Annotated in this window: 25 protein-coding genes; 9 read left to right on the top strand and 16 right to left on the bottom strand. The window is 66.8% G+C overall.

The features are described 5' to 3' along the window. The first annotated feature begins 55 nt into the window (after positions 1-55). The 5 genes from ACP7C5_RS12305 to ACP7C5_RS12285 all read left to right on the top strand — a co-directional run bounded on the left by ACP7C5_RS12305 (position 56) and on the right by ACP7C5_RS12285 (position 5,357). Entirely contained in the window at positions 56-832 is a 777-nt protein-coding gene (locus ACP7C5_RS12305; protein ID WP_426264459.1) for an OmpA family protein, read from the top strand. A gap of 55 nt (positions 833-887) precedes the next feature. Further along, complete coding sequence (locus ACP7C5_RS12300) at positions 888-1,121, top strand: hypothetical protein (protein WP_426264458.1); 234 nt, start codon at positions 888-890, stop codon at positions 1,119-1,121. Next, complete coding sequence (locus ACP7C5_RS12295) at positions 1,114-1,953, top strand: SPFH domain-containing protein (protein ID WP_426264457.1); 840 nt, start codon at positions 1,114-1,116, stop codon at positions 1,951-1,953. Before ACP7C5_RS12300 ends, ACP7C5_RS12295 begins: the two co-directional genes overlap by 8 nt. Before the next feature lie 86 nt (positions 1,954-2,039). Next, positions 2,040-4,556, top strand: coding sequence for a DNA topoisomerase (ATP-hydrolyzing) subunit B (gene gyrB, locus ACP7C5_RS12290; RefSeq protein ID WP_426264456.1), 2,517 nt, complete (start codon positions 2,040-2,042; stop codon positions 4,554-4,556). Between the two features lie 33 nt (positions 4,557-4,589). Next, positions 4,590-5,357: a class I SAM-dependent methyltransferase gene (locus ACP7C5_RS12285; protein WP_426264455.1), complete on the top strand. Its 768-nt coding sequence runs from the start codon at positions 4,590-4,592 to the stop codon at positions 5,355-5,357. A gap of 129 nt (positions 5,358-5,486) precedes the next feature. Here ACP7C5_RS12285 and ACP7C5_RS12280 read toward each other — a convergent pair whose 3' ends face one another. From ACP7C5_RS12280 to ACP7C5_RS12250, 7 genes are all read right to left on the bottom strand, one after another. After that, entirely contained in the window at positions 5,487-6,545 is a 1,059-nt protein-coding gene (locus tag ACP7C5_RS12280; protein ID WP_189676448.1) for a sensor histidine kinase, read from the bottom strand. Continuing rightward, positions 6,542-6,991 carry a response regulator gene (locus ACP7C5_RS12275; RefSeq protein ID WP_133191362.1) on the bottom strand — a complete coding sequence of 150 codons (450 nt, stop codon included), beginning with the start codon at positions 6,989-6,991 and terminating at the stop codon, positions 6,542-6,544. The genes ACP7C5_RS12280 and ACP7C5_RS12275 overlap by 4 nt, the downstream gene beginning before the upstream one ends. Beyond that, the gene (locus ACP7C5_RS12270; protein ID WP_426264454.1) at positions 6,988-8,517 is read right to left on the bottom strand and encodes a sensor histidine kinase; all 1,530 of its coding nucleotides are present in this window, start codon (positions 8,515-8,517) and stop codon (positions 6,988-6,990) included. The genes ACP7C5_RS12275 and ACP7C5_RS12270 overlap by 4 nt, the downstream gene beginning before the upstream one ends. 72 nt (positions 8,518-8,589) lie before the next feature. After that, positions 8,590-9,327 (bottom strand): exonuclease domain-containing protein, encoded by a 738-nt coding sequence (locus tag ACP7C5_RS12265; RefSeq protein ID WP_189676446.1) that lies wholly within the window; start codon positions 9,325-9,327, stop codon positions 8,590-8,592. A 222-nt stretch (positions 9,328-9,549) separates the two neighbouring features. Further along, positions 9,550-10,944, bottom strand: coding sequence for a phosphoglucomutase/phosphomannomutase PgmG (pgmG, locus tag ACP7C5_RS12260; protein ID WP_426264453.1), 1,395 nt, complete (start codon positions 10,942-10,944; stop codon positions 9,550-9,552). A 67-nt stretch (positions 10,945-11,011) separates the two neighbouring features. Then, positions 11,012-11,263 (bottom strand): J domain-containing protein, encoded by a 252-nt coding sequence (locus tag ACP7C5_RS12255; RefSeq protein WP_189676444.1) that lies wholly within the window; start codon positions 11,261-11,263, stop codon positions 11,012-11,014. Beyond that, positions 11,263-12,057, bottom strand: coding sequence for a division plane positioning ATPase MipZ (locus tag ACP7C5_RS12250; RefSeq protein ID WP_426264452.1), 795 nt, complete (start codon positions 12,055-12,057; stop codon positions 11,263-11,265). Before ACP7C5_RS12250 ends, ACP7C5_RS12255 begins: the two co-directional genes overlap by 1 nt. An 87-nt stretch (positions 12,058-12,144) precedes the next feature. On the opposite strand from ACP7C5_RS12250, the gene panC reads away from it, so the two are divergent. Together panC and ACP7C5_RS12240 are read left to right on the top strand one after the other, a co-directional pair. Further along, entirely contained in the window at positions 12,145-12,996 is an 852-nt protein-coding gene (gene panC / locus ACP7C5_RS12245) for a pantoate--beta-alanine ligase (protein WP_133191368.1), read from the top strand. Between the two features lie 73 nt (positions 12,997-13,069). Further along, complete coding sequence (locus ACP7C5_RS12240; RefSeq protein WP_133191369.1) at positions 13,070-13,366, top strand: SEL1-like repeat protein; 297 nt, start codon at positions 13,070-13,072, stop codon at positions 13,364-13,366. Between the two features lie 3 nt (positions 13,367-13,369). Here the strand turns inward: ACP7C5_RS12240 and topA are convergent, their stop codons facing one another. From topA to plsY, 4 genes are all read right to left on the bottom strand, one after another. Beyond that, the gene (topA, locus tag ACP7C5_RS12235; protein ID WP_426264451.1) at positions 13,370-16,009 is read right to left on the bottom strand and encodes a type I DNA topoisomerase; all 2,640 of its coding nucleotides are present in this window, start codon (positions 16,007-16,009) and stop codon (positions 13,370-13,372) included. A 211-nt stretch (positions 16,010-16,220) separates the two neighbouring features. Then, positions 16,221-18,098: an ABC transporter ATP-binding protein gene (locus ACP7C5_RS12230; protein WP_133191371.1), complete on the bottom strand. Its 1,878-nt coding sequence runs from the start codon at positions 18,096-18,098 to the stop codon at positions 16,221-16,223. A 172-nt stretch (positions 18,099-18,270) separates the two neighbouring features. Next, a complete protein-coding gene (gene dprA / locus ACP7C5_RS12225) occupies positions 18,271-19,377 on the bottom strand; it encodes a DNA-processing protein DprA (RefSeq protein WP_426264450.1) in 1,107 nt (368 codons plus the stop codon). Further along, positions 19,370-19,954 carry a glycerol-3-phosphate 1-O-acyltransferase PlsY gene (plsY, locus tag ACP7C5_RS12220; RefSeq protein WP_133192143.1) on the bottom strand — a complete coding sequence of 195 codons (585 nt, stop codon included), beginning with the start codon at positions 19,952-19,954 and terminating at the stop codon, positions 19,370-19,372. Before plsY ends, dprA begins: the two co-directional genes overlap by 8 nt. Before the next feature lie 130 nt (positions 19,955-20,084). On the opposite strand from plsY, the gene murI reads away from it, so the two are divergent. Beyond that, positions 20,085-20,879, top strand: coding sequence for a glutamate racemase (murI, locus tag ACP7C5_RS12215; protein WP_426264449.1), 795 nt, complete (start codon positions 20,085-20,087; stop codon positions 20,877-20,879). A 70-nt stretch (positions 20,880-20,949) separates the two neighbouring features. Next, positions 20,950-22,191 (top strand): 5-aminolevulinate synthase, encoded by a 1,242-nt coding sequence (gene hemA / locus ACP7C5_RS12210; protein WP_426264448.1) that lies wholly within the window; start codon positions 20,950-20,952, stop codon positions 22,189-22,191. On the opposite strand, the gene ACP7C5_RS12205 is transcribed toward hemA, so the two are convergent. From ACP7C5_RS12205 to ACP7C5_RS12185, 5 genes are all read right to left on the bottom strand, one after another. Beyond that, the gene (locus ACP7C5_RS12205; protein WP_426264447.1) at positions 22,188-22,892 is read right to left on the bottom strand and encodes a Uma2 family endonuclease; all 705 of its coding nucleotides are present in this window, start codon (positions 22,890-22,892) and stop codon (positions 22,188-22,190) included. The two genes, hemA and ACP7C5_RS12205, sit on opposite strands and share 4 nt — an antisense overlap. A gap of 35 nt (positions 22,893-22,927) precedes the next feature. After that, on the bottom strand, positions 22,928-23,368 hold the full coding sequence (locus ACP7C5_RS12200; RefSeq protein WP_426264446.1) for a DUF3429 domain-containing protein: 441 nt from the start codon (positions 23,366-23,368) through the stop codon (positions 22,928-22,930). After that, positions 23,365-24,042 (bottom strand): class I SAM-dependent methyltransferase, encoded by a 678-nt coding sequence (locus ACP7C5_RS12195; protein WP_426264445.1) that lies wholly within the window; start codon positions 24,040-24,042, stop codon positions 23,365-23,367. Before ACP7C5_RS12195 ends, ACP7C5_RS12200 begins: the two co-directional genes overlap by 4 nt. After that, complete coding sequence (locus tag ACP7C5_RS12190) at positions 24,039-25,304, bottom strand: DUF3419 family protein (protein WP_426264444.1); 1,266 nt, start codon at positions 25,302-25,304, stop codon at positions 24,039-24,041. The genes ACP7C5_RS12195 and ACP7C5_RS12190 overlap by 4 nt, the downstream gene beginning before the upstream one ends. 267 nt (positions 25,305-25,571) lie before the next feature. Next, positions 25,572-26,126, bottom strand: a complete 555-nt coding sequence (locus tag ACP7C5_RS12185) for a fasciclin domain-containing protein (protein ID WP_133191378.1) — start codon at positions 26,124-26,126, stop codon at positions 25,572-25,574. Positions 26,127-26,137: the final 11 nt, after the last annotated feature.

The following is a 26,137-nucleotide window of genomic DNA, read 5'->3' as shown; positions in this document are numbered from 1 at the left end:
TTCAAGCGATCGGGTGCATCTGCCGCTGTATGGCGGGGGCCATGGAGACTATCCGATGACGACATTCCGCAAGACCATTCTCGCCGCAACCGCCGCCGCGATCGCGCTTGGCGCGGGCGTTGCCCCCGCATCCGCACAGGACCGCTGGGATTGGGGTGGTGGCCGCAACGGCGACCGCGAATACCGCTTGATCGGCGCTGGCGTGCCGATCCTCTACCCCGAACTGCGTCAGACCAACCGCGGGCGTGCGTTCGTGATGCGCAATTTCGATTATAACCGCGACGGCCGGGTGCAGCCGCGCGAGGCCGACGCCGCCAACCGCGCCTTCGCCCGGGTCGCCGGCCCACGCCGCGACCGGTTCGACTGGGAGTCGCGTGATCGGGTCGTCGTCGTCGAGCAGCGCGGCCCGCAAGGCGGCGGCTGGGATCGCGGTGCGATGCGCGGCTATGGCTTCCGCCAGACGTCGCGCGGCGCGATGATGCGGCTCGACGAGGATGTGCTGTTCGCCACCGACAGCGCGGTGCTGCGCCCCGGCGCGATCGACAAGCTGCGCACACTTGCGAATTACCTGCGCTCGGAGTCGGGCGTGCGCGTCGCGATCGACGGCTACACCGACTCGCGGGGGACCGACGCGCACAACCAGGTACTGTCCGAGCGCCGCGCCGATGCGGTCCGCACCGCGTTCGACCAGATGGGTGTGACGCGTGCGCGCTTCTCGGTCGTCGGGCATGGCGAGGCGAGCCCGGTTGCTCCCAACACGACGCCGCAGGGCATGCGCCAGAACCGCCGCGTCGAAGTCACCCTGCTCGGCCAGCGCGCCGACCGCTTCTGATCCCAATCACGGCCCCGGCATCCTATCGGGGGCGTTCCGAGGGCTCGCTCTTCCCATGAAATCGCTGGATCTGTGGCTCGTCGGCTTTGGCTTGCGCTGCGCGGGGTTGCTCGTCTGCGAGCTGGCCTGTTTCGGCTTCGTCATCCCCACGCTGTTCAACCTGCACAGCGACGCGGCCGATGTCGGTGCGGCGCTGATCGCGCTCGCAGCGCTCGCCGCCGGCTTCCTGTCGGTCACCGCGCTGACCCGCGAATTCACCTTCCTCCTGCTGGACAAGGACCATGAATAAACTCGTTCGTTTCGCACCGCTGCTGCTGATTCCCTTGATCGCGATCCTGCCGATGAGTTCGTGCAGCCGCGTCGAGCCGGGGCATGTTGGGATCAAGGTGAGCAATTTCGGCAGCGCGGCGGGCGTCGCCGATCATGCGCTCGGCGTCGGCTGGTATTTCACGCCGTTCGGCACCAACATCTTCGAATATCCGATCTACACCTCGACCTATGCCTGGACCAAGTCGACCACCGAACAGACCGGCGTCGACGAGGAATTCCCCTTCCAGGATCGCAACGGCCTCAACCTCTCGGCCGACGTATCGGTGGCGTATCGCGTCGATCCGGTGAAGGCGCCGATCCTGTTTCAGAAATACCGGATCGACATGGCGGGGATCGTCGCGGGGCCGTTGCGCAACGCGGTGCGCAGCGCGCTCAATGAGGAAGCCGCGGGGCTCGGCGTTGAGGAAATCTATGGCCCCAAGAAGGCGGCGCTGCTGTCGGCGGTGCAACGCGATGTCGACCGCTATTTCGAGCCGGTCGGGCTGCATGTCGAGCAACTCTATTGGGCGTCGAACATCCGCGTGCCCGATCAAGTGCTCAACCAGATCAACACCAAGATCGCCAACGAGCAGGCCGCGCTCGCCGCGCAGGCCAATGTCGCGACGGTCAAGGCCAATGCCGATGCTCGGATCGCCGACGCCGAGGGCAAGGCGAAGTCATCGCAGATCGAGGGCGACGCGCTGCGCGCCAATCCCGAGATCCTGCGGCAGCGGGCGATCGAGAAATGGGACGGCAAGCTGCCGACCTACAGCGCGGGCGGCGGGCAATTGCCCTTCATCGTCGAGAAGTGAGCGCATCCGGCCCGGGACGCCTGCGTCCCGGGCCGGGAAGTGCCATTTCGCTTCCGTTTCGTGCCGTGAATCCCTATATGCTCGGCATGGCAGAAGACCCCAATACGAATGATTACGGCGCAGACTCGATCAAGGTGCTCAAAGGCCTAGACGCGGTCCGCAAGCGTCCCGGCATGTACATCGGCGATACCGACGACGGTTCGGGCCTCCACCACATGGTGTTCGAGGTTTCGGATAACGCAATCGACGAAGCGCTCGCCGGGCATTGCGACCGGATCGACATCACGCTGAACGCCGATGGCTCGGTCTCGGTCGAGGATAACGGACGCGGCATCCCGACCGGCATCCACACCGAGGAAGGCGTGTCTGCAGCCGAGGTCATCATGACCCAGCTCCACGCCGGCGGTAAGTTCGAGAACACGTCCGACGATAACGCGTACAAGGTCTCGGGCGGCCTCCACGGCGTCGGCGTCTCGGTCGTCAACGCGCTCAGCGAATGGCTCGACCTGACGATCTTCCGCGACGAGCAGGAGCATTACATGCGCTTCGCGTTCGGCGATGCCGTGGCCCCGCTCAATATCGTCGGCCCGGCGCCGGGCAAGAAGGGGACGCGCGTCACATTCTTCCCGTCGCCCGCCACCTTCAAGATCACCGAATTCGACTTCGACAAGCTCGAGCATCGCTACCGCGAGCTCGCCTTCCTCAATTCGGGCGTGCGGCTGTATCTCAACGATGCGCGCCACGCCGACCTCAAGACGGTCGAGCTCTATTACGAGGGCGGGATCGCCGCGTTCGTGAAGTATCTCGATCGCAACAAGGTGCCGCTCATGCCCGAGCCGGTGGCGATCTCGGGAACGCGCGACGACGTGACGATCGACGTCGCGCTCGAGTGGAACGACTCCTATTACGAGAACGTCCTCGCCTTCACCAACAACATCCCGCAGCGCGACGGCGGCACGCATATGGCGGCGTTCCGCGCGGCGATGACGCGCACGCTCAACAATTATGCCGAGAAATCGGGGCTCCTCAAGAAGGAGAAGGTCACACTGACCGGCGACGACATGCGCGAGGGGCTCACCGCGATCGTCTCGGTCAAGCTGCCCGACCCGAAGTTCTCGTCGCAGACCAAGGACAAGCTCGTCTCGTCCGAAGTCCGCCAGCCGCTCGAAAGCCTGATGGCCGACAAGCTCGCCGAATGGCTCGAGGAAAACCCTGCGCACGGCAAGGCGATCGTCGCCAAGATCATCGACGCCGCCGCCGCGCGCGAAGCCGCGAAGAAGGCGCGCGAGCTGACGCGGCGGAAGGGCGTGATGGATATCGCCTCGCTGCCCGGCAAGCTCGCCGACTGCCAGGAGCGCGACCCCGCCAAGTCCGAACTGTTCCTGGTCGAGGGTGACTCGGCCGGCGGTTCGGCCAAGCAGGGCCGCGACCGCCACTTCCAGGCGATCCTGCCGCTCCGCGGCAAGATCCTCAACGTCGAGCGTGCGCGCTTCGACCGGATGCTGTCGTCGAAGGAGATCGGCACGCTGATCCAGGCGATGGGCACCGGCATCGGCCGCGACGATTTCAACGTCGAGAAGCTGCGCTACCACAAGATCGTCATAATGACCGACGCAGACGTCGACGGCGCGCATATCCGCACGCTGCTGCTGACCTTCTTCTACCGCCAGATGCCCGAGATCATCACCGGCGGGCACCTCTACATCGCACAGCCGCCGCTCTACAAAGCGACGCGCGGGCGCTCGGAAGTGTATCTCAAGGACGATAGCGCGCTCGACGAATATCTCGTTGAAGCGGGCGTCGCCGGCACCGTGCTCGAGGGCGTGCAGGGCGGTTCGCGCTCGGGGCAGGATCTGCGGATGCTGGTCGACCATGCGCGGCGGATGCGCACGCTGATGCGCTACATTCCGCGCCGCTACGACCCGACGATCGTCGAGGCGCTCGCGATGGGCGGCGCGCTCGATCCGGCGCTCGATCTCGAGGCGCGGCGCGAAGTCGTCGTCCAGGTCGTGCGCGGGCTCGATGCCGGCGATCCCGATGCGCGCTGGTCGGCGCGGCTAGCCGAGGATGGCGGCTTCCATGTCGAGCGCGTGTGGCGCGGCGTGACCGATCATCACATCATCGAAGGTGCGTTCCTCGGCTCGGCCGAGGCGCGGAAACTGCACGGCCTCGCGGTCGAGCAGCAGGAAGCGTACGAGCAGACCGCACGGATCGTATCGTCCAAGGCAGCGGCGGCCGCGCAGGCTGAAGCCGATGCGGCCGAGGATGCAACGGCCGCAACCGAGGCGCCGGCGCAGGCGCCGGTGGCGACCGCTGCCAAGGGCTCGACGATGGTCGCACGGCCGTCGCAACTGCTCGACGCGATCCTCGCCGCCGGCCGCAAGGGGCTGGCGATCCAGCGCTACAAGGGTCTCGGCGAGATGAATGCCGAGCAATTGTGGGAGACGACGCTCGATCCGCAGGTCCGCTCGATGCTCCGCGTCGAGATCGAACAGGCCGATGTCGCCGACGAGATCTTCACGCGGCTGATGGGAGACGTGGTCGAGCCGCGGCGCGAATTCATCCAGGAGAATGCGCTGAACGTCGCCAATCTCGACGTCTAGCGTACCACCAACAACACAAGGGGGAGTGGGTTGATGCGAGCATTTCTGACGGGCGTGGCGGCAACGGCGTTGATCGTCACGGTGGCAAGCGCAGCCGGGGTTCCGGCTTCGGTGCACAGCGCGAAGCAGACGCAGAAGGCGGTCGCGACCGCGCTTGCAAGCCCGGCGCGCGCCGACCAGGCAACCGATGACGCGCGGCGCAAGGCGGCCGAAGTGCTCGCCTTCTCGGGCGTCGGCCCGGGCGACGAGGTGCTCGATTTCCTCCCGGGCTCTGGCTATTGGACGCGCGCTTTCTCCGGGATCGTCGGGGCTTCGGGGCATGTCTATGCCGTGTGGCCTGCGGCGATGGCGAAATATGCTGCCAAGTCCGCGACCGCGCTCGAGGATCGCCATCTGTCGAACGTGACGGTCAAGGTGCTCGGATCGGGCATCGTCGCGGCATCAGAGCCGGTCGATCTGATCTGGACCGTGCAGAACTATCACGATCTCGCCAACAATGGCGCGGGCGAAGCCGGGATCGACCAGATGAACGCCGAGGCGTTCAAGGCGCTCAAGCCCGGCGGCACCTATCTCGTGATCGACCATGTCGATGCGGCGGGGACTGGCCTGACGGGCACCGACACCAAGCACCGGATCGACCCGGCCGTGGTCAAGACCGAAGTCGCCAAGGCCGGCTTCCAGTTCGTCGGCGAGAGCGACGTGCTGCGCAATCCCGCCGACGATCACAGCGCGAAGGTGTTCGACCCGGCGATCCGCGGCAAGACCGACCAGTTCGTCCTCAAGTTCCGCAAGCCGCGCTGAGCGGCAAGCCGGTATCCCATCGCCGTCATGCCGGGCTCGTCCCGGCATCCACCGAGACGCCGATATCGAAGGCATTGGTCGCGACCTCGGTGGACCCCGGCATACGGCCGGGGTGACGGACCTGCTGGCTTAACCGAGCGCCGCGCGGAGCGTCGCGCGCACGCCGGTGCGGTTCGCGGTGTCGTATTCGACGATCGTCTGCAGGCTCTGCGCCATTGCGCGAATGAGCTTGGTGCCGACCCCCGTGCCGCGCGGCGCGGCGTCGGCGACCATGCCGATCCCGTCATCCTCGACTGCGAGCCGGAAATGCCCGTCGCCATCGCCGGTGAGCGACACGCGGACTTCGCCGCCGCTCGTCGGATAGGCGTATTTGCACGCGTTGCTGACGAGTTCTGTGACGATCACGCCGAGCGACACCGCGCGGTCGGTCGACAGGCGGATCGGCTCGGCTGCCAGCGACAGCACGCGCGGTGCACCCGGGGTCGACCAGGTCTCGCCCAATTCGTCGACCAGCGCGCCGAGATATTCGCGCATGTCGACCTGCTCGACATCGTTGCTCGTGTAGAGCCGGCGGTGGACTTGCGCGATCGCGGCGATGCGGCGTTGCGTATCCTCGAGCGCGAGCCGCGCATTTTCGTCGGCGAGCGCGGTCGATTGCATCCGCACCATCGCCGAGACGATCTGGAGCGAATTGGCGACGCGGTGGTTGACCTCGCGCAGCAGCGCCTCGAGCCGTGCGTTGCTCGCGCGCAGCTGATCCTCGGCGGCGGCCTTGTCGCGTTCGAGCGCGGCGCGTTCGAGCACTTGTCCGAACGCGCTGGCGAGCAGATCGAAGAAATCGGTGCCGACGGTCTTCACGACGTAATCGGCGGCGCCGGCTTTGAGCGCGGCGACCGCGATCCGGCCTTCTTCGGAGCCGGTGACATAGACCACCGGCGGCATCCCCGGCAGGATCCGCAGCCGCTCGAGCGTCTCGAGCCCGTCCATCCCCGGCATGTAATGATCGACCGCGATCAGATCGAACGGTCGGCCCTCGGCGACCGCCGCCTGGGCGAGCGCGATGCCCTCGGCGCCGCCCTCGGCGACCGAGAGCGTATAGCCGTAGCGCGCGAGCGTGCGGACGGCGAGGCGGCGCAAGCCCGCATCGTCGTCGATATAGAGGATCGCGGCGCCAGCGGCTTGGTTCACCCCTGAGGCTCGATGTCTGGCACTTGGATCACCGACAGGAACAAGCCGAGCTGGCGGATCGCGGTCGCGAAGCTCTCATAGTTGACCGGCTTGGTGATGTAGACGTTGCAGCCCAGATCGTAGCAGCGCTGGATTTCGACCTTGTCGTCGGTCGTGGTCAGCACGACGACGGGGGTGCGACGCAGCGGGCCGTCGGCCGACTTGATCTTGGCGAGAATGTCGGTCCCGCTCATGTCGGGCAAATTGAGATCGAGCAGCACGAGCGCGGGGCCGTTGCGCTGCGGGCCGTCCGCGCTGTTGAACAGATAGTCGAGCGCGGTCGTGCCGTCGGTAAAGTGCGTGATCGCGTTGAGGATCCCGGCACGACGAATGTTCTTCTCGATCAGGCGCGCATGCCCCTCATCATCCTCGATCATCACGATGCTGACGCTCTTATGATCGGTCATTGCTGGAGTTCCCGCGTGGCTGTTGTAGTGGGGTCGACGAAAATCTTGGGCAAATTCAAGCGGAAGGTTGTCCCCCGCCCAAGCTCCGACGTCACATCGATAACGCCGCCGAGACGATACGCCAAGGCGCGGACATGCGCGAGGCCGATCCCCTCGCCGGGCTGGTCCTGGTTGCCGGCGCGCCGGAACAGGTCGAATACGCGCTGGTGATCGTTCGGCGCGATGCCGCGGCCGTTATCCTCGAACTCGAACGTCACGCGCTTGCCATGCGTCTTGCCGCGCACGACGATATGGCCGGGGCGATCGGGGCTGAGATATTTGACCGCATTCTCGATCAGGTTCGAGAAGATCTGCTCGATCGCGAGCCGATCGCTGACGAGCCCAGGAAGCGGGGCGTCGATCACGAACGTCGCGCCGCGTTGCTCGATCTGCGTCTGGAGGCTCGCCGCGATCGTCTCGACCATCGCGGTGACGTCGAGCCGCTGCGGCGCGATGACGCGGCGGCCTTCGCGCGACAGTTTGAGGATCGCGTTGATCAGCCGGTCCATCTTCTGCGTCGAGGTGCGGATGAAGCGGATCGCCTCGGGCAGATCCTCGCGCGCGGCAAGCCGGGCATCTTCGGTGACGATCTCGGGCGCGGTCGCTTCGGCGCGGTCAATCAGCGCGCCGATCTCGGTCGTCGCGCTTTCGAGCTCGGCGGTGAAGCCCATCACGTTGACGAGCGGGCTGCGCAGATCGTGGCTGACGATATAGGCGAAGCGCTGGATTTCCTCGTTCGCGCGCGTCAGATCGGCGGTGCGTTCCTCGACTTGCTCTTCGAGCGTGTCGGCGAAGTCCCGCAACGCATCGCGCGACGTCGCGAGATCGCGCGTATAGCGCCGCACCATCAGCAGCGATGCGATCGCGACGAGGATGACGAGCAGCCCCGCGATCGCCAGTGTGACATAGAAGATGCGGACGCTCGATTGCTGCGCGGCGTCGCGCTGGGCCAGCAGCCGCTGTTCTTCGGCCACCATCGCGTCGGCGCGCGCGCGCAGCACGAGCATCCGGCGCGCGTTGCTTTCCCCCTGGAACACCGTGACCGCGCGCGCGCTTTCGCCGTTGCCGGTCAACGCGATCGTCACTTCGCGCTGCCGCGAAAGATCGTCGATCGATTGGCGGAGCATCGCGAGATTGCGCTGCTGGCGCGGATTGTCGCGCGTCTGTGTAGCCAAGCGGTCGAGCGTGGCGGGGAGCGCGCGCATCGCCGCGCGATAGGTCGCGAGATAGACCGGCTTCGCCGTCAGCACATAGCCGCGGCGTGCGGTCTCGCTCTGCTCGGTCAGGACGCGCGCACGACCGATCGCCAGTTCGACCTCGTAAGTGTGGTTGACGTCGCGCGTGTGGCGCTCGTTTTGCGCGGTCGACCAGCCGGCGGCGACGCCAGCGGCGACCAGCGCGGCAAAGCCCAGCGCCATGCAGGCCACGAGAAAGCGCCCCATGCGTCCCTCGCTAACGCCGAAACCGAGGAACGAACGCTTGAACATCGACACGTCCTTACGCAGCGACAACAACAATGACCAGTCTGGCTGAATTGACTGAAATCAAGTTTGCGCGCGTCAGTTGCGCGAACCGTTGCCGCTCCGCCGGGCCAGTTCGGTCTCGGCGGTGAACCGCACATCCTCGTCGCGGTCGCCCAGCATGATCGCGAGCGAATCGTCGCTGAGCTCGGCCCAGTCCTTCCCGCGATCGGGGCCTGGGCGAATGACGCGCGGCAACAGCCCGGGGACGCTCGACCAGGCGATCAACTGCTCGGGCCCGACCGTGTTGAGCATGTCACGCAAATGGAAGGCTGTGACATAGGCATCGGGAAAGGCGCGATGCGCAGGCAAGCCGCGCTCATGCTCGAGGCCCTCGGGCTTGCGCCAGTAGCGCAGCATCTGGTTGGAAAAGCTCGGCGTGTCAGGCCACAGCCGCAGTGCACATTTCCACGTGCAGATCCACGGCGCGTCGCGGGTCAGCGCCGGCGTGCAGAATTTCTCCTCCGCCGCCGAGCGGTGCGCGGCGAGCGCGATGCGCCGCGGATAGGGATCGAGTACACCGCGCGCGACATCGTGCCAGAACGGCGCGTCGGCGACCTGCTCGTCGAGGATATGGTGGATCGCCTGCGTCAGCGGCGGGATCGGCCGGCCGGGATTGACCAGCCGCGATCCGCCCTCGCCCTGGATCTCCCAGCGGCCGTCCTTGCCGAGCGCGACGTCCTGCCAGCCGATTTCGCATACGCCGTGGAGCGGTGGGGCTTCACCGGTGGTCTCGAGGTCGATGACGCGGATGATCTGGGGGGGCGGGGGAGGCATCGCTTTTAGGTGGCGTGTTTTGGGAGTGATTGCGAGCAAAGAAGCAGGTTTGTTCGCGCGGAGGCGCGGAGGCGCGGAGGTGTGCGGGTTCGCGGTATCGCGTCCAACGCGCCAGGTGTGCCAGGGCATTCCACCGACGTAAAAAAGCCCTGGGGGGACGCGAAAAGGCTCACACGCGCGCAACACCTCCGCACCTCCGCGCCTCTGCGCGAACAAAACTTCTTAATGCGCCGCCTGCACCCCGCGCACGACGCCGCTCTTGCCGAGTTGATCATCGATCATCGCCAACAGGCGGTCTAGCGCAGCCTGATCCCGCGCTTCGGCGCGCGCGACGAGGACGTCCTGCGTGTTCGAGGCGCGGAGCAGCCACCAACCGTCCGGGGTGGTGACGCGCGCGCCGTCGGTCGAATCGACCTTGGCGCCTTCGGCTTCGAGTCGTGCGAGCACTTCTTCGACGACCGCGAACTTGCGGCTTTCCTCGATCTGGAAGCGCAGTTCGGGGGTGTTGACGAGATCGGGCATCGCGCCGCGCAATTCGGTGATCGAGCGGCCGCTCAGGTGCGCCGCGCGGATCAGCCGGACGGCGGCGTAATGCGCGTCGTCGAAACCGTAGAATTCATGCGCGAAGAAGATGTGCCCGCTCATCTCGCCCGCAAGCGGGCTGCCGGTTTCCTTCATCTTGGTCTTCATCAGGCTGTGGCCGGTCTTCCACATCAACGGCGTGCCGCCGAGCGCCGCAACTCGGTCGAACAGCATTTGCGACGCCTTCACATCGGCGATGATCGTCGCGCCGGGGAGTTCGTTGAGCACAGGTTCGGCCAGAATGGAGAGAATCTGGTCGCCCCAGATCACCCGGCCCTGCCCGTCGATCGCGCCGATCCGGTCACCGTCGCCGTCGAAGGCCAGTCCGAAATCGAGCTGCTTCTCGGCGACGAGGCGCTTGAGATCGGCGAGGTTCGCTTCTTCGGTGGGATCGGGATGATGGTTGGGAAATTTGCCGTCGACATCGGTGAACAGCAGATGATGCTCACCCGGCAGGAGCTTGACGAGCTTCTCGATGATCGGGCCCGAAACACCGTTGCCGGCGTCCCAGCCGATCTTGTAGCTGCCGCCGGCATAGCCAGCGACGAGGCGGCCGACATAATCGTCCTCGATGTCGAACGTCGAAACCACGCCGCGATCCTCTGCGTCGACCGTGTCCCAATCGCCGTCCGCGGCCATTTGACCAAGCGCTTGAATGTCTGCGCCGAAAAACGGCGCGTGCTGCAGCACCAGCTTGAAGCCGTTATAGTCGGCGGGGTTATGGCTGCCGGTTATCTCGATGCCGCCATCCACCTCTAGCGTCGCCTCGGCGTAATAGAGCATCGGCGTCGGACCACGGCCAATCCGCACGACGTCGATCCCGACCGCGACGAGACCTTCGACCAGCGCGGCTTCGAGCATCGGCGAGGAGAGGCGGCCATCATAGCCGACCGCGACGCGGCGGCCACCGGCGCGGCGCACGCGCGTGCCGAAGCCGCGGCCGATCGCGTCGGCATCGGCCTCGCCCAGCGTTTTCCCGACGATCCCGCGAATGTCATATTCGCGCAGCGAACTAGGGTCGAAACGATGCGTCATGCGGGCTCCTGCAATACTGGCTCTGACCCAAGCCGCGAGCGACCAAAAGGTTCAAGATTTCCAGATATTAGCGCCGCAGCAGGACGTCGCGCGCGGCGTTGATCCGGCGCGTCAGATCGGCCGAGCCGCCTCTATCGGGATGGACGGCGGACACCAAGCGCCGATGCGCCGCCCGGATCGTCGCTTCGTCGGCCCCCGCGCCGACGCCGAGCACCGCACGCGCCTCGGCCTCGCCGACCCGCGGCACCGGCTTGGGCCGCGGACGCAGCAACAGCCATCCGCCGATCAGGATCGCGGCGATGAGGAGCAGCTTGCCCATCAGGCGACGAGCGGGACGACGGTCTCGGGCAGGGCGAGCGCGCCCATCATCTCGCGCAGCTCCTGGCGGGCGGCGACATGCGCCAGCCCCATCGACCCGAACTCGCCCGAATCGAGCATCGTCAGGCCGGCCGGGAACAGCTCGCGATAGATCACGCGCTCGCCGAGCCCCGGCACGATGCGGAAACCGACGCGCTTGGCGAGTTGGTCGAGCGCTTCGGACACGCGGCGCATGTTGCGCGCCTCGATGTGCTGGATGCGGTTGCGCAGCACCACCCAGTCGATCGTCGAGCCATCGGCCTTTGCGCGGATCTTCCGCGCGTCCCAGATCAGCTCGGCGTAGAAGCTCGGCCGCGTGACCTTGTAGGTCTCGGGATGGACTTGGCCGATCAAATCGAAATCGACGAAACTGTCGTTCATCGGCGTGACGAGCGTGTCGGCGCGGCTCGCTGCGATCCGCGCGAACGGATCGTCGCGGCCGGGGGTGTCGATCACGAGGAAGTCAGCATCTTCCGCCAGCGCGGCGAACACGTCGTTGAAGCGGTCCTCGCTTTCGCCGTCATGCGTGGCGTGGCGCGGAATCGGCAGTTCGCGGCCGGTGCGCTGTACCGTTGCGGCACGATTGTCGAAATAGCGGCCCATCGTGCGCTGGCGATGATCGAGGTCGAACGCGGCGACTTGCGCGCCGCGCGCCTGCAGCGCGATCGCGACATGGACCGCGGTGGTCGATTTGCCCGTGCCGCCTTTTTCGTTGGCAAAGACAATGATATGTGGCTTTCGCGCAGCAGTCGCCAACGTGGTTGCTTCCCGTCTTGTTCGGTGGGGGCGAGCCTCATAGAAGGCGCGCCCAATCCAAGCGTCTTTACCGAAGGGCACCGACCCGTGCAAACCATCCGTACCCTCGAAGCGCTCCGTTCCGGGATTGCCGCCTTGCGCGACGGCGGCGCGAGCATCGCGCTCGTGCCGACGATGGGGGCGCTCCACGCCGGGCACCTCGCCTTGATCGAGGCGGCGAAGCGGCCGGGGCGCAAGGTCGTCGCGTCGATCTTCGTCAATCCGACGCAGTTCGGGCCGAACGAGGATCTTTCGCGCTATCCGCGCCGCGAGAGCGCGGACGCCCGGATGCTGGCCGACGCGGGCTGCGACCTGCTCTGGCTGCCGCCGGTCGAAGTGATGTATCCCACGGGCTTCGCCACCAAGATTTCGGTGTCGGGGGTGAGCGAGGGGCTCGACGGCGTGTCGCGGCCTGGGCATTTCGACGGCGTCGCGACCGTCGTCGCCAAATTGTTCAACCAGGTCCGGCCCGATATCGCCTTGTTCGGCGAGAAGGATTTCCAGCAACTCGCGGTGATCCGCCAGATGGTCGCCGATCTCGATTTCGGAATCGAGATCCAGGGCGTGCCGACGCAGCGCGACGATGACGGGCTCGCGCTGTCGTCACGCAACATCTATCTCGACGATGCGCAGCGTGCGGCGGCGGTCGCCTTGCCGCGTGCGCTCGGCGTTGCTGCCAAGGCGATCGCGCGCGGCGACGCTGCCGACGATGCACTGGCGAGTGCGCGCGAGGCGTTGATCGCGGCGGGGTTCGTGGTCGATTATCTCGAACTGGTGGACGCGCTGACGCTGACCCCGGGCACCGATCCCGAGCGGGCGCGGCGGCTCGTTGCCGCAGCGAAAATCGGCGCGACGCGGCTGATCGACAACCTCGCCGTGCCGCCGCGCGATCATGCCTAATTGTCGTTAACCTTTTGTTGATCTCCCTGCGGCATGGTCGTGCTCACAGAGATGGTTAACGGGGGTTTACGACATGGGCACGAGCCTGAAGCACGCACAATTCCTGACCGACAGTCGCGTCGCCGACGCGGCGCTCGGGGATGCCGACGCCTGTTACGAACTCGGCATGGTCTATTCGAGCGGCGCCGCGGGCGTCGGGATCGACCTGATCGAAGCGCATAAATGGTTCAATCTCGCCGCCGTCGCCGGCAGCGAGATCGCCAAGGATTGCCGCCGCGACATCGCCGAGGACATGACCGCGCGCGAGATCGCCGCCGCGCAGGCTGCGGCGCGTGCCGTGCTCGTCAGCCGGCAGCGCCGCGCCGCCTGATCCTCACTCCGCCGCTGCCGCGACTTTCTTGGCAGGGGCTTTCTTTGCCGCGGGTTTTTTCGCCGCCGGCTTCTTCGCGGGCGCCTTCTTGACGGCGGGCTCGCCTGCCGCGGCTGCTTCAGCCGCAGGCTTCTTGGCTGCCGCTTTCTTGGCAGGCGCCTTCTTCGCCGCGGGCTTCTTCTTGCCCTTCGCCGGCGGTGCCGCCGCCGCGCGTGCGTCGATCAGCTGCGCCGCTTCCTCGAGCGTCAGCGCATCCTTCTCGATCGACTTGGGCAGCGTCGCGTTGGTCGTGCCGTCGGTGACGTAGGCGCCGTAGCGCCCCTCCATCAGCTTGATCTCGGCCTCGCTGCGCGGATGCAGCCCGAGCACTTTCAGCGGGGCCTGCGCGCCGCGCTGTTGCCGCCCACCACCCGCTGCAGCTTCGGCCAGCTTGACGACCGCGGCGTTCATGCCGGTCTCGAACACGTCCTCGGTCGATGTCAGCCGCGCATATTTGCCGGCATGCTTCAGATACGGACCATAACGGCCGATCGCCGCGGTGATCGCCTCGCCGGTCTCGGGATGCGTGCCGACGGTGCGTGGCAGCGACAGCAGCTTCAGCGCCCATTCGAGATCGAGCTCGCCAATATCCTTCGGGATCGACGCCATCTTGCGCGTCTCGCCCTCGCCGATCTGGATATACGGCCCGAACCGCCCCGATTTGCGCTCGACCGGTAGGCCGGTCTCGGGATCCTCGCCAAGCGTCTCGGGTCCGGCATCCTCGCCGGCCGCACCCGGCTGTCCGAAGCGGCGGGTATATTTGCACTCGGGATAGTTCGAGCACGCCACGAACGCGCCGAACTTGCCGCCGCGCAGCGCGAGATGTCCCTGGCCGCAATGCGGGCACAGCCGCGGATCGCTGCCATCGGCCTGCGCCGGGAAGAGATAGGGCTCGAGGAACTTGTCGAGCTCGGCGGTCACTTCGGACGGCTTCTGCTCCATCACCTCGGTCGTGCGCGGCTTGAAATCGCGCCAGAACGCCTCGAGCACCGCCTGCCATTCGGCGCGGCCACCCGAGACTTCGTCGAGCTCGTCCTCAAGGCCCGAGGTGAAATCGTAGCTCACATATTTCTCGAAGAAGCGTTCGAGGAACGCCGTCACGAGGCGCCCCGATTCCTCGGCGAAGAAGCGGTTCTTCTCGACGCGGACGTATTCGCGGTCTTTCAGCGTCTTGATGATCGAGGCATAGGTCGATGGGCGGCCGATGCCGAGCTCTTCGAGGCGCTTGACCAGCGACGCTTCGGAGAAGCGCGGTGGCGGCTGGGTGAAGTGCTGCTCGGCGGTGACGCCCTTCTTGGCGGGGGCGTCGCCCTCGCGCAGCCGCGGCAGGCGGCGGGCATCCTCGTCCTGCGTGTCGTCCGAGCCTTCTTCGTAGAGCGCGAGATAGCCGGGGAAGAGCACGACCTGCCCGGTGGCGCGCAGGCCGGTCTGGCCGGTGCCGTCGAGCATCTCGACCGTGGTGCGCTCCATCCGCGCCGACGCCATCTGACTGGCGAGTGCGCGCTTGAAGATCAGGTCGTAGAGCCGCGCATGGTCGCCGCCGCCGGCCTTGTCCTTGGAAAAATCGGTCGGGCGGATCGCCTCGTGCGCTTCCTGCGCGTTCTTGGCCTTGGTCTGATAGACGCGTGGCTTGTCGGGGACGTAGCTCGCATCATAGCGGTTGGCGACGGCGAGGCGTGCGGCCGAGATCGCGCTCGAATCCATCTGCACGCCGTCGGTGCGCATATAGGTGATCGCGCCGTCCTCGTAGAGACCTTGCGCGATCCGCATCGTGTGATCGGCCGAGAAGCCGAGCTTGCGCGACGCTTCCTGCTGCAGCGTCGAGGTGGTGAAGGGCGGCGGCGGGTTGCGCGTCGCGGGCTTCACTTCGACCGTCTGCACGGTGAAGCGCCCCGCCTCGACCGCGGCCTTGGCGCGCATCGCCGCGCCCTCTTCGCCGATCGACAGGCGGTCGAGCTTCTTGCCCTCGAACTGGACGAGCCGCGCCTGGAACGGCGTGCCGTCCTGCTCCATGTCGGCCACGACCGACCAATATTCCTGCGCGCGGAAGGCTTCGATCTCGCGCTCGCGGCTGACGATCAGCCGCAGCGCGACCGACTGGACGCGGCCCGCCGACTTGGCGCCGGGGAGTTTCCGCCACAGCACCGGCGAGAGCGTAAAGCCGACGAGATAGTCGAGCGCACGGCGTGCGCGGTACGCGTCGATCAGATCGGTATCGAGCTCGCGCGGATGCTTCATCGCCTCGGTCACCGTCGCCTTGGTGATCGCGTTGAAGGTGACTCGCTGGACGTCCTTGGGCAGCGCCTTGCGATTGCGCAGCACTTCCTGGACGTGCCACGAAATCGCCTCGCCTTCGCGATCGGGATCGGTTGCGAGAATCAGGCGGTCGGCGGTTTTGGCGAGATCGGTGATCGCTTTCAACTGCTTGGTCTTGTCGGCGTAATTCTCCCATTCCATCGCGAAGCCCTCATCGGGGTTCACCGATCCGTCCTTGGGCGGCAGATCGCGGACATGGCCGTAGCTTGCGAGCACGCGATAGTCAGAACCGAGATATTTCTCGATGGTCTTCGCCTTGGCGGGCGATTCTACGATGACAAGCTGCATGGTGGTTCAAAGCGTCCTTACGTGTACGCGCGAGGATGGAGAGACGAGGGCGGCGGCGTCAAGCCATGGGCCGAGGGCCAGGTCGAGCACGCGAAGCGCTTGGGAGCTGCGACGCGCGCCGCTTCGAGGGGGAGGGGAGAGCGCATCGCGGCGCCTCATGCCACAAGCGCCGCGCCCGGGGACAGCGATTTGTCGCGCCGCGCCAAACCCGTTATCCGCGCTCGCGCTCGGCCAGGTTGCTCCACGCGGTCAGCATCGCGCCCCCCAATTTGCGCCCGCGCTCGACCGAAACGTCGCGCAGCCGTCCGCCAGCCGCAGCGAGATCGCGCGAACGACTCGGCTGACGGTCGAGCCCCTCGACCTGCATCAGCCACAATTGCCGGAACGCCCCGCCTTTCTGGCGCAACAGCTGCTGCGGCGGCCCGTCTTCGATGATCCGGCCCTTGTCGACGACGATCACGCGGTCGAACCCGACGATCGTCGACAGCCGATGCGCCACCGCGATCACCGTGCGGTTGCGGACCAGCGCGTCGAGCCCGGCCTGCACCTCAAGCTCGCTCTCCGAATCGAGCGCGCTGGTCGCTTCGTCGAGCAGCACGACCCGCGCGTTCTTGAGGAAGGCGCGCGCGATGCCGATTCGCTGGCGTTGTCCGCCCGACAGATTGGCGCCGCGCTCGCCGACGACGGTGTCGTAGCCGTGCGACAGGCGGCGGATGAAATCGTCGCAGCCGGCCGCCTCGGCAGCGGCGTGGACGTCCTCGTCGCTCGCATCGGGGCGCGCGATGCGGATATTGTCGATCACCGAGCGGTGGAACAGCAGCACTTCCTGCGGCACGACCGCGATCGCATCGCGCAGCGATTCCTGCGTAACATGGTCGATCCGCTGGCCGTCGATCGTCAGGTTGCCGATCTGCGGGTCGTGGAAGCGCTGGATCAGCTGGAGCAGCGAGGATTTGCCCGCGCCCGATGAACCGACGATCCCGATCTTCTGCCCGGCAGGGACGGTGAGCGACAGATCGTGGATGATCGGATCGCGCGGATCGTAGCCGAAGGTGACGTTGGCGAGCTTGACGGTGCCCTCGCCGACGCGCAGCCGCGTCGCATCGGGCGCGTCGCTGAGCGTCTGCGGCACACCGATGATGTCGAGCGTTTCGCGCAGATAGCTGAACTGCTGGCTGGTATCGATCACCGCCATCGCGAGATCGCGCGAGCCGTTGAGGATGCGGAAGGTCATCGTGCTGATGATGACGACGTCGCCGGTCGAGATCGCGCCGGTCGACCAGCGCCCGATCGCCCAGACGAGCGTCCCCCCGACCATTACCGCCAGCGCAAGATCGTGGAGCCCGCGCATCTGCTCGACGAAGAACCAGCCGCGCCGCTGCGCATCGGCTTCCTTGTCGAGAAACCCCTCGAGCCGGTCGAGCTCGCGGTCGCGCGCGGCGAATGCCTTTACGACCCAGATATTGCCGATCATGTCGATCAGCTCGCCGCCCGCGCGCCCGGCATGTTGCGCAAAGGCGGTGTGGTGGACGTGGCCGCGCAAGCCGAGCACGATTAGGACCGCGGTGACGACGAGGAACACGCCGCCGAGCACCGCGGCCATCGCGGCGTCGATCGTGACGAAGATCAGCATCGCGCCGGCAAACGCGATCAGCGGCGGCGTCACTTCGCGCAGCAGCCGGTGCATGATCGCGCCGAAGATCCCCGCCAGCCCCGAAATGCGGTGCCCGAGCGACCCGGCGCGCTGGTTCTGGAAGAACGGCATCTGGTGGCCGGTGAGGTAATTGACCATGTCGAGCCGGATGCCGACGCCCGAGCTGACCGTCGCTTGGCCCAGCGTCAGCGCCGAGGCGCGCTGCAACAGGCTCTCGAGGATGACGAGCCCGAGAAAGCCCGCAAGCGCGGCGTAGACCGTGCCGCGCGCGCGCACCCCGCCGGTCATCGCGTCGATCAGCAGCTTCATCGCATATTGCACGCCGATCGCGCTGATCGAGGCGGCGGCGACGAGCAGGCCGAGCGTCACGAAGATCCACGGGCGCGCGGCGACATAGTGCATGAGGAAACGTGTCGGACTGTGCAGAAAGGGCAAGGCATCGGCTCCGCGTAAGTGCAGGTCTGCTGCGGCGGCGTAACGATCGGCGCAAGCCGAAGTTTCTCGAGCGCCCGATATGCGCGGTGGTCGGAGCGTTTGACTGTGCAGAGTCGGCTCTCGTTCCTGCCCAGCGGTCAGATCTTGGCGCTATTCGCAGCCCCGACCGTGCTCAGCCGGGAAAATCGAGCAGCGCGACTCGACCGCCAGCGTGTCGTTCGAGCCGCCCGGCGAGCTCGAGCTCGAGCAGCACCGTCTGGACGATCGCCGGGCCATGCCCCGACTGGCGGATGAGTTCGTCGATCGCGACCGGGACGGGGCCGAGCAGACCGACGACATCGCGCCGCTCGGTGTCGGTCGCATCGGTGGGTGGCGGCGCGGCGAACGGCGTGCGGGTGGTGCGGACCATCCGGCGGTCGATCGGGCGCACGCTTTCGAGCACATCGGCGGCGTTCTGCACGAGCGTCGCGCCGTCGCGGATCAGCCCGTTGCACCCTTGCGCGCGCGGGTCGAGCGGGCTGCCGGGGACCGCCATCACCTCGCGGCCGAGCTCTCCCGCCAGTCGCGCGGTGATCAGCGATCCCGATTTGGGCGCGGCCTCGACCACCACCGTGCCGAGCGCGAGCCCGGCGATGATGCGGTTGCGATAGGGGAAATGGCGCGCGCGCGGCTCGGTGCCGGGCGGCTGCTCGGCGATGAGCAGGCCTTCGCTGGCGATGCGGTCCTGCAGCGCGGCGTTTTCGGGCGGATAGACCACGTCGATCCCGCCCGCGATCACGCCGATCGTTCCCGTCGCGATCGAACCGATATGCGCCGCGGTGTCGACGCCGCGCGCCAGGCCCGAGACGATCGTGACGTCGTCCTGCCCGAGTTCGGCGGCGAGCTGGCGCGCGAAGCGACACGCCGCCGCCGACGCGTTGCGCGCGCCGACCATCGCGATCGTCGTGCGGGCAAGCAACTCGGTTCGCCCGCGCAGCATCACGACGGGCGGCGCATCGTCGAGTTCGGCGAGCAGATCGGGATAGTCGGGATCGCCGAGAAACAGATGCCGCGCGCCGAGCCGCGCGGCGTGCGCGAGCTCACGCTCGGCGAGCGCGACCGGCGCGATCGGCGGCGGAGCGCCACCGCCGCGGGTGGCGAGGTGTGGGAGCGCGTCGAGGGCTGCCGCGGCAGTGCCGTAGCGCGCGAGCAACTGCGCGTAGCTGACCGGGCCGATCTGCGGCGTGCGAATCAAGCGGAGGCGGGCGATCGCGTCGGTCTCCCGCCCGGTATCAGCCATGTTTGCTGCCGACGCGCGGCTCGACCCCGCCGACCAGCCGTTCGATGTTCGCGCGGTGCTTCCACACCACGATCAGCGCGAGCGCGAGCAGCAGCAGCACGAGGTCGAACCGCGAGAAAGAGGCGGCGCTCAGCGGCGCGCTGATCGCGGCGAGCATGCCGGCGAGCGACGAGATGCGGAAGATCGCGAGCAAGGCGATCCACACCACCGCATAGACCAGCCCGATCGGCCAATGCAGCGCGAGCACGATGCCGAGCAAGGTCGCGACGCCCTTGCCGCCCTTGAAACCGAGCCAGACGGGGTAGCAATGCCCGAGGAACGCCGCCGCCGCGGCGATCACGCCAGCGCCGCCGAGATAGCGCTCGGCGATCCACACCGCCGCAAAACCCTTGAACGCGTCGAGCAGCAGCGTCGCCGCGGCGAGGCCCTTGCGTCCGGTGCGCAGGACGTTGGTCGCGCCGATATTGCCCGACCCGATCGTGCGCAGATCGCCCGCGCCCGCCATCCGCGTCAGCACCACGCCGAACGGAATCGAGCCCAGCAGATAGCCAAGCACCAGCGCGGCGGCAGGTGCCATCCAGAAAGTTTCCATCGACACGGTTTCAGCCCCCAAGCGAATCGAGCATAGCATGCCCGGGCGTGCTGCGGGAACACTCTCGCGCTACCCGGTACTTTGTCAAATGCGACCAGCGCGGTATTGCGCGCCGATGGATGCACGGCCGGTACTGTTTTTCGACTCTGGGATTGGCGGGCTGTCGGTGCTCGGCGCGGCGCGCGCGCTGCTGCCGCGGATGCCCGTGGTGTATGTCGCCGATTCGGCGGGCTTCCCGTACGGCACCAAGAGCGAGGCCGAGATCGCCGCGCGCGTCCCCGCGCTGCTGGGGCGACTCGCCGAACGCTATCGTCCGCGGCTGATCGTGATCGCGTGCAATACGGCGTCGACGATCGCGCTCGCGGCGGTGCGCGAGGCGCTCGACGTGCCTGTCGTGGGAACCGTTCCGGCGATCAGGCCCGCCGCCTTGGTCAGCAAGACGCGCGTGATCGGCGTGCTCGGCACCAATGCGACGGTCCGCCAGCCCTATGTCGACGACCTCGCGGCGCGCTTCGCGAGCGACTGCACGGTGCTGCGCTGCGGCTCGGCTGAGCTCGTCGAACTCGCCGAGGCAAAGCTCCACGGCCACGCGACCGATCCGGCGCGCTATGCCGCGATCCTCGACGGCCTGTTCGGCCAGCCGGGCGGCGAACGGATCGACACGATCGTCAACGCCTGCACGCATTTCCCGCTCGTCGCCGACGAGCTCGCCGCCGCCGCGCGGTACCCGGTGACCTTCGTCGATGGCAGCGCCGGGATCGCGCGCCGGATCGCGTTCCTCACCGCGGGGCAGGACTGGCCCGATGCAGCGGGCGACGGACGCGCGGTGTTCACCGCGAGCGATGCGTCGACCGATGCGCTGGTGCCGGCGCTCGCGCGCTTCGGTCTCGCGCGACGTGAGACATTATGACCACCCGTTCGATCACGCTGATCGCGTAAACGCGCTGGAATTCCGGGCGATGAAGGACTAGATCGCGGCGATGGACGTGGACACACCGCCTCGCGGAGTCGATTACTCCCGGATCTTCACGCAAGCGATCGATCGCTTGCATGTCGAGGGGCGCTACCGCGTCTTCATCGATATCCTGCGCAACAAGGGTGCGTTCCCCAACGCGCGCTGCTTTGCCGGGCATAACGGACCCAAGCCGATTACGGTGTGGTGCTCGAACGATTATCTGGCGATGGGCCAGCACCCGGAAGTGATCGCGGCGATGGAACATGCGCTCCACGACGTCGGCGCGGGCTCGGGCGGGACGCGCAACATCGGCGGCAACACGCATTACCATGTCGATCTCGAGGGCGAGCTCGCCGATCTGCACGGCAAGGAAGGCGCGCTGCTGTTCACCAGCGGCTATGTCTCGAACGAGGCGACGCTCGCGACGCTCGCCAAGGTGTTGCCCGGCTGCGTGATCTTCTCGGACGAACTCAACCACGCCTCGATGATCGCGGGGATCCGCAATTCGGGGTGCGAGAAGCATGTCTTCCGCCACAACGACGTCGCGCATCTCGAGGAACTGCTTGCCGCTGCCGATCCGACCGTGCCCAAGCTGATCGCCTTCGAGAGCGTCTATTCGATGGATGGCGATGTCGCGCCGATCGCCGAGATTTGCGATCTGGCCGATCGGTACAATGCACTGACCTATCTCGACGAAGTCCATGCCGTCGGCATGTACGGCGCGCGCGGTGGCGGCATTTCGGAGCGCGACGGCGTCGCGCATCGGCTGACGATCATCGAAGGCACGCTCGGCAAGGCGATCGGCGTGATGGGCGGCTATGTCAGCGCCGATCAGACGATCATCGACGTGATCCGCTCGTACGCGCCGGGGTTTATCTTCACGACCTCGCTGTCGCCGGTGCTGGTCGCGGGGGCGCTTGCCGCGGTGCGCCACCTCAAGGCGTCGAGCGTCGAGCGCGACGGGCAACAGGCGGCCGCCACGATGCTCAAGACGCTGTTTGCTGGGGCCGGGCTCCCTGTTATGGATTCGACGACGCATATCGTTCCGCTGATGGTCGGCGATCCGATCAAGGCGAAGAAGATCAGCGACATCCTGCTCGCCGAATACGGCGTCTACGTCCAGCCGATCAACTACCCGACGGTGCCGCGCGGCACCGAGCGGCTGCGCTTCACGCCTGGCCCGGCGCATGACGAAGCAATGATGCGCGAACTGACCGATGCCCTGGTCGAGATCTGGGGCCGGTTGGAGCTGCGCAAGGCGGCCTAGGCGACGACGATCGTCTCGGCCGTGCCCGGCACCGCGAGCGGCTGCTCGAACGCAACGACGAAGCGCTCGGCGTAGCGGTCCCCTTCGGGCGACCGCATCACGTGCATGACGCGCGCCTCGACATCGGCGACCCAATAGTCCGGCACGCCGGCGGTCGCATATTCAGCCTGCTTTTCGCCGAGATCGGTGCCGAGTGTGGTCACGGAGACCTCGACGATCAGCACGACGCGATCCGGAGGGACTGGCCCACTCGACGGTACGTCGGGCAGCACGACCGCGATGTCCGCACCGCGGATCGTTAGTGGACCAATACCGATCATCAGATCGACTGCCAAGCAACGGTCGGTTGCGGAATAGGCGGTGATCAGTTTCGCGATCAGCCTGGCGTTCAGCGCACCATGCGAGAAGCCCCCGGACATCATCTTGCGCAATTCCCCCCGGACGAGCTCGACGTTCATGTCGGTGAAGGCGCCAGCGTCGTGCATCCGCAGATACTCGCGCGCGGTGAACAGCGTCTCTGGGACGGACTCGACGGCGAGGCGGACCGGCTTGTTCATGCCCGCAAGGATATCATGCCCGCGCCGCACACGCGAGCGCCACGGAACCAGCGAGCGCCCGGCCCGTTTCCCTTTGCAATCAGGAGATTGCGCGATGGGTAAAGGGTGTATCTTGTGGCTGATCGGCGTGCCGATCCCCGTCATCCTGCTGCTGTGGCTGCTCTTCGGCCACTGATCGGTCAGGCGATCCCGAGCAGCAGAGTCAGCAATCCGAGGCCGAGCGAGAGCGGGATCCGCAACCGCATCCACCAAGCCGGGACGAGCCCGCGCCTGGCGAGCAAATGGTCGACGCCAAGCGCGGCGATCAGCGCGACACCCAGCAGGATCAGCGACGGCCCCGGCCACGGTTCGCCGACCGCCCAGGGGACTGCGCTCGCCAAGGCAAAAAGCGACGGCACGATCGCGGCGACCCACAGCCATTCGGGCGGACGCTCATGGCTCGCCGCGACACCCCACCACAGCCCGCCGAGGAAGCTCAGGATCAACGCGGCATAGGCGTAGCCCATCGACAGCGCCGAAAAGCGCAACGCGCCGTCGCCGCTCAACACCACCGCCGCCGCCGCGATCTGCGGTAGCAGGCCGGCAAGGCCGAGCCAGCGCGGGAGCTGTGGCGGGTTCATGCTGCCGGCCGCCGGATGCTGCCCGACCAGGCATAGCCGCGATACAGCGGGGTGAAGCGCGCGGTGCCGCCGGTCTCGGAGGCGGCCTCGATCAGCGCAGGCTGGAGCGTCGCGCGCGGCGAGACGTCGAACTTGTCGAGCCACGCAAACAGCGCGCTGCGGAAAACCCGCGGCAAGCGCTCCTGCTGACCGAAATCGACCACATCGAGCCGGCCGCCCGGCGCGAGCTTCTCGGCACCCTCGCGGATCGCGCCGCGCCAGTCGGGGATCATCGAGAGCGTGTAGCTCTGGAAGATCCGGTCGAACGTGCTCACCCCGAACAGGGCCGTCGAATCGAACGCGGTCGCATCGCCTTGCGCGAGCACGATCTTATCCGAGAGGCCCGCCGCGGCGACCTTCGCACGCGCAGTCTCGAGCATCGCTTCCGAAATATCGATGCCGAAGAAGCGTGCGTCGGGCCACGCCCGCGCGGCCGCGATCAGGTTGCGCCCGGTGCCGCAGCCGATCTCGAGCACGCTGCCGCCAGCGGGCGGGGCGATCCCGGCGATCAGCGCGTCGCGCCCGAGCAGATAGTATTTGCGTGTCAGGTCATAGATGTGGCGCTGCGAGCGGTAGATCGCATCCATCTGCCCGGCATGCCCCGACGCCGCCTCGACCACTGCCGCGTCGTTCATCCGAGCACGTAGAGATGGACGCCGCCGTAGATCGAGGAGCGGTCGCGCTTGGTGTAATCGAGCGAATCCTCGGCGCGATACTGCCATTTGCCGAGGACCGCATCGGGCACGCGGCCGGGCAGGATGGTCGGCTCGCCCGCGGTGCGGAACAGCACGCGCGCGCCGGGCTTGGCGGTGCGCGTAATCTCGCTCCACAGGTCGCTCAGCTGCGCGTCGGTCATCCAGTCCTGCGCATCGAGCAGGATGTAGCGATCGAGCGAGGCGTCGCCTTGCTCGCGCAGATATTCGGCGAAATTGACGTGGCAAACTTCGATCCGCGACGCGCGCGCGACGATCTCGTCATAATGGTCGCGCTGGAGATAGGGCGGCAGCGGGGCGGCGGCATCCTTGCCATAGCCACGGCCGAACGCCTGCCAGGCGAAATAATTGTCCTTGATGTCGAAATCGCAAGCGAGCTTCTCGAGCCGCTCGCGCAGCACCACCGCCATCTTCTCGTCGCCGGCGAGCGCCTCGTACTGCGCGGGCGGGATGCCGAGCCCGAACAGCGATGCGGGCTGGTCGGTGATCCACTTGACGAAGCCCTTGTCGAAGAACGGCGCAAATTCGCGGTCGAAGATCTCGCGCTGTTCCTCGATCGATTTTGCGGTGAGCAGGATCTTTGGGTTCACCCCGTTGAGCCGTGCCAGCAGATGTGCGACGCCGATGAAATTGCCGAGCAGCCCGCGCTTGTAGACGTTCTTGGCGAACCCGCCGATCCGCCGGCGCCCGACCATGTCGCGGCCTTCCCAATAGGCGAGCGTCGTCGGGTCGAGATGCGGGCGGATATAGGTTCGATAGGCGAGCACGTTCTGGCGGCTGTTGGCCTGCGCGAAGAAGCGGTGGAAGGCGTCGTAATCGGGCAGATGCCGTGCCGCGACGAGCTTCAATTTGTTGAGCGCGATATGCGCCGGGTTGAGATCGACCGCGGTGATCGCGCGTGGGTTGGCGGTGAGGTACGACATCATGTTGCACCCGCCCGAGGCGATCGTGACGACATGGCTGTCGGACGTGATCGCGAGCGCTTCCATGTCGACCGCGGGATCTTCCCAGATCTGCGCATAGACGAGCCCGCGGAACGCGAAAGTGAAGGCGCGCTCGAGCAAACCCTGCTTTGACATATGCTTGTGCTGGAGCACCGCGTTGCGCACTGCGCGGTTCTTGACCGCGCGAGTGCCGGGGCGGTGGACGACGCGGTCCTTGAGCGATCGGAGGGCATTGGCCATGATGAACTCTCCCGCCGGACGATCACGCCAGGGATGCGGCGCGCGGTGGCGCGCACGCACTACGACGATCCGGTGACGCTTCCATGACGGGATAGCGTCTAAATGAAAAGGACCTGCCGGCTAAAGGGGGGCCGACAGGTCCGTTTACGCCACCGTTCGTCGCAAAGGAGGGGATCCGACGACGGTGTTACACGCCGCTGCTTGGGGCAGCGACACGGTAGGTACGCGCGGATTGCATCGCTGGATGCACCCCGCTGCGACAATTTTTTATGGCATCATCACGGTGTCGATGACGTGGATCACGCCGTTCGACTGCATCACGTTGGCGATCGTGACCTTACCCTTGTGGCCCTTGGCATCCATGATGCCCCAGCCGTTGCCCGACTTCATGAAGGTCAGCGTGCCGCCCTGGACGGTGGCATAGGTCGCCTTGCCCATGTTGGCCTTCGCCTTGGCGGCGATGTCCTGCGCGGTGATCGTGCCGGGGACGACGTGATAGGTCAGGACCGAGGTCAGCGTGTCCTTGTTCTCGGGCTTGAGCAGCGTGGTCACCGTGCCCTTGGGCAGCTTGGCGAAGGCCGCGTTGGTCGGCGCGAAGACGGTGAAGGGGCCAGGGCCGCTCAGCGTCTCGACCAGGCCGGCAGCCTTGACTGCGGCGACGAGCGTCGTGTGGTCCTTCGAATTGACGGCGTTCTCGACGATGTTCTTCGTCGGGTACATGGCGGCGCCGCCGACCATCGGATTGGTCTGGGCATAAGCGAGCGAGGCACCGCTGAGCGCAATCGCTGCAGCGACGATCGAGGTGCGGAAGGTGCGAGTCATGTGCGTTCTCT

The sequence above is a fragment of the Sphingomonas sp. PWP1-2 genome (assembly GCF_049898305.1).
Taxonomy (GTDB): Bacteria; Pseudomonadota; Alphaproteobacteria; order Sphingomonadales; family Sphingomonadaceae; genus Sphingomonas; species Sphingomonas glacialis.
This window is presented reverse-complemented; position numbering and strand designations above follow the sequence as displayed.